This is a genomic window from Bathymodiolus azoricus thioautotrophic gill symbiont, assembly GCF_001298715.1.
Taxonomy (GTDB): domain Bacteria; phylum Pseudomonadota; class Gammaproteobacteria; order PS1; family Pseudothioglobaceae; genus Thiodubiliella.
On record NZ_CDSC02000222.1, the window covers coordinates 1 to 3957 of the forward strand.

Below are 3957 nucleotides of genomic sequence, written 5' to 3' on the forward strand. Positions count from 1 at the left end.
AGAGGATAGAGGATATTTGCCAATTTTAATTTCAAAACGCTTCCCATGCCACGCATATCTAAAGTAGAAAGACTTTGTGCCCTCAGGTGAGATGAGAAAATGAAGCCCATCAGTATCGTAAATTTTGCATTACTTACCTTTTGCTTTTGCTTTATCTACAATCGTTTTACTTAGCATTTAGAAATAATTTTTAATAATAATTAGGAATAATTTTAACGTATCTCTAATTTTTATTAAAAATTATCAAAATAAACCTTTGATAACTATCAATAATTAGCAATTTTTAATAATAATTACTAACAAATTTGGCGGAGAGAGAGGGATTCGAACCCTCGGTACGTTACCGTACACCCGCTTTCCAAGCGAGCAAATTAAACCACTCTGACATCTCTCCAAAAATTGTTTCCAAGCGAACAACACAACCACTCTGACATCTCTTCAAAAATTGTTTCCAAAGGTATTTTACTGGTAATTGTTATGCTTTAACTAACTTTCATACCTACTTGTGCACCAGAATCAGGAGACAAAATATAAAGAGATTCTCCATTGCCTGCAGCTAGCACCATACCTTGTGAGATGCCAAATTTCATCTTTCTTGGTGCTAAGTTAGCCACCATCACAGTGAGTCGCCCTTCTAAATCTTGTGGATTGTAGTGCCCCTTGATGCCAGCAAATACATTCTTAGTGGAAGCTTCACCAATATCAAGCGTGAGTTGCAGAAGTTTGTCTGCACCTTCAACAGCTTGCGCTTTAACAATCTTGGCAATACGCAAGTCAATTTTGGCAAAATCATCAATTTGAATCATATCGTCCTCTTGAGTTTCTTTTTCAGTTGTTTGCATGCTTTGTTTGGAGTTTTCAATCACTTGATTAATTTGTACATCTTCAATACGCGACATAAGTGGTTTAAATTTGTTAATTTTATGCTTGGTAAGTGGGTGTTTAAGGTTGTGCCAATCTAATTCATCAATATTTAAAAATGCCTCGGCCTGCTCTGCCATCACTGGCAAAACTGGCTTTAAATAAGTCACTAATACTCTAAATAAGTTGATTGCCAAAGAAGTAACATCATGTACTTGTGTTTCTTTGCCTTCTTCTTTGACCATTTGCCAAGGCTTATGGGTATCAATGTATTGATTTGCCTTGTCTGCAAGCTTCATAATCTCACGCATTGCTTGATTATAATTGCGTGCTTCGTAGTGTTGGGCGATGCTATCACCTTGTGCGACAAATTCATTATACAACCCCCCTTCGATCGCGAAAGCAGACAGCGTTTTATCAAATTTTTTCACGATAAATCCTGCACTTCTAGAAGCAATATTCACTACTTTTCCGACTAAATCAGAGTTCACGCGCTGTTTAAAGTCTTCTAAATTAAGGTCAATATCATCAATCTTAGCAGAAAGCTTATAAGCGTAATAATAGCGCAAACACTCAGGATCTAAGCTTTCTAGATAAGTTCTTGCCTGAATGAATGTGCCACGAGACTTACTCATTTTCTGCCCATTAACAGTTAAAAACCCATGTGCGAAAATTGCATTTGGTGTGCGGTAGTTAGCCCCCATCAACATTGCTGGCCAGAATAATGCATGAAAATAAACAATATCCTTACCGATAAAGTGATATAACTCAGTTTCAGAATCTTTGTTAAAGTATTCATCAAAATCAATATCTCGTTCGTTGCACAACTTCTTAAAACTTGCCATATAGCCAATAGGTGCATCCAACCACACATAAAAGTACTTGCCTTCTACATCTGGTATTTGAAAGCCAAAATACGGTGCATCACGAGAAATATCCCATTGCTTCAAGCCCTGTTTAAACCACTCGGCAAGTTTGTTACTGATTTCATCTTGTAAGTGCCCTGCATTCGTCCATTCTTTCAATTGCGCTTCAAACTGTGGCAGGTCAAAGAAATAATGTTCAGAGTCCTTAGTAATTGGCGTTGCACCGGATATAGCCGACTTTGCGTTCTTTAATTCTATGGGTGAATAAGTCGCACCACAAACCTCACAGTTATCACCATATTGATCAACTGCGCCGCATTTTGGACAATCACCTTTGATAAATCTATCAGGTAAAAACATTTGTTTCTCAGGGTCAAACGCTTGAGAGATAGTACGTGTTTTAATATACCCAGCATCATTTAACTGATTATAAATATCTGCTGATATGACTTTGTTCTCGTCTGAATGCGTTGAATGGTATTGACTAAAACCAATGAAAAAGTCTTTAAAATCTGCTTGATGACGCTCACTCACATCCTTAATTAATGCTTCTGGGGTAATACCAAGCTCATTGGCTTTTAGCATAATTGGCGTACCGTGTGCATCGTCTGCACAGACATAATGACACTCATTACCCATCATCTTTTGAAAACGCACCCAAATATCGGTTTGAATATATTCCAACAAATGCCCTAAATGAATCTCACCATTGGCATAGGGTAGCGCTGAAGTGACAAGGATTTTTCTTGGTGTCATTATTAATATTAAGGGTAACTGATACAGTTATGCGATAAAATAGCACATTTTACTTAATTGGACGCAGTAATGGCAGATTTAACCCAAGACCAAATTGAAAAAATTCTTACAAGTGTTGTAGATATTTATACCGAGCAAGATATTGTTTCTTCAAATACACTAGATAGCATTGAAATCAACGGCAATAAAGTCACTGTTAATATCCTCTTAAACTATCCAGCGCAAAGCTATCATCAAACACTAACAGATGCAATTACAAGTGCATTATCAGCTACTGAGATCAAAGATGCAATCGTTAATATTGAAACAAAAATTGCCAAATACTCCACACAAAAAGGCGTAGAGATACTACCAGAAGTTAAGAATATTATCGCTGTTGCTTCAGGTAAAGGTGGTGTCGGCAAGTCAACTACGGCAGTTAATTTAGCACTTGCACTACAAGCAGAAGGTGCAAAAGTAGCACTCTTAGATGCAGATATTTACGGACCTTCTCAGCCCAGAATGTTAGGCGTCTCTAAACTCAAACCTGAGCAAACGGGTGAAGGCAAATTACTCCCTATCTTAGGTCACGGCATGCAAAGCATGTCTATTGGCTATCTTGTCGATGAAGAAAATCCAATGATTTGGCGTGGCCCTATGGTAACACAAGCTTTAGAACAAATGTTGCGTGATACTTTATGGCGTGGCGTGGATTATATGATTATCGACCTACCACCTGGCACAGGTGATACGCAATTAACACTATCACAAAAAATTCCAGTCAGTGGCTCAGTTATTGTTACTACACCGCAAGACATCGCACTATTAGATGCCAAGAAAGGCCTGAAAATGTTTGAAAAAGTCAATATTCCAATTTTAGGTATTGTTGAAAATATGTCACTCCATATCTGTTCTAAGTGTGGACACGAAGAAGCGATTTTTGGCACTGGTGGTGGTGAGTCAATGGCCAAAGATGCTGATGTTAACTTTTTAGGTGCTCTACCCTTGGAAATAGACATTAGAACCGATGTGGACGAAGGCACGCCAACTGTTGCTAAAGACCCAGACGGTAGAATTGCACAAATTTATAAAGAGATTGCTAAGAAAGTATCAGCTAAACTCACACAACAAGACAAGGCATTAAGCTCATTCCCAAGCATTACTATCGAATAGCGTTGGCTTTTTTCATTCTTCAGTATCAGCAGTCTCGCTCATAAATGCTAAGCTAGCATTCTTTGGAGAATGCAAAAAATCTTTGCTGTCATTGTAATTACGAATGTTAAAGTGAAGCTTGAATGAATTATTTGGATAAATACCAAAGTCGTCTTATTAGTGATTAAGTGGAATGACTGCAAATGCGCTCATTAGCAACCCTGAAGAAGACTGGCAGATATCTTTACGATGCCACTGTGGTATTGTCCATGTTAATGATTTAAAAAACCCAAATTTTGTCAAAATATTCCACTCCAACAATCTAGGAAAAAGTTGCGGTAGT

The 3957-nt window shown here is 37.7% G+C and carries 3 protein-coding genes and 1 tRNA gene; 1 reads left to right on the forward strand and 3 read right to left on the reverse strand.

Annotation, left to right across the window (positions count from 1 at the left end; all coding sequences use genetic code 11):
- From BAZSYMA_RS10650 to metG, 3 genes are all read right to left on the reverse strand, one after another.
- On the reverse strand, positions 1–123 hold a 123-nt coding region (locus tag BAZSYMA_RS10650; RefSeq protein ID WP_420912278.1), incomplete at its 3' end, for an Arm DNA-binding domain-containing protein.
- 183 nt (positions 124–306) lie between these two features.
- Positions 307–394, reverse strand: a tRNA-Ser gene (locus BAZSYMA_RS04215).
- A gap of 88 nt (positions 395–482) precedes the next feature.
- On the reverse strand, positions 483–2483 hold the full coding sequence (gene metG, locus BAZSYMA_RS04220) for a methionine--tRNA ligase (RefSeq protein WP_090715935.1): 2001 nt from the start codon (positions 2481–2483) through the stop codon (positions 483–485).
- A gap of 69 nt (positions 2484–2552) precedes the next feature.
- On the opposite strand from metG, the gene apbC reads away from it, so the two are divergent.
- Positions 2553–3635, forward strand: coding sequence for an iron-sulfur cluster carrier protein ApbC (gene apbC / locus BAZSYMA_RS04225; RefSeq protein WP_090715937.1), 1083 nt, complete (start codon positions 2553–2555; stop codon positions 3633–3635).
- Positions 3636–3957 lie beyond the last annotated feature (322 nt).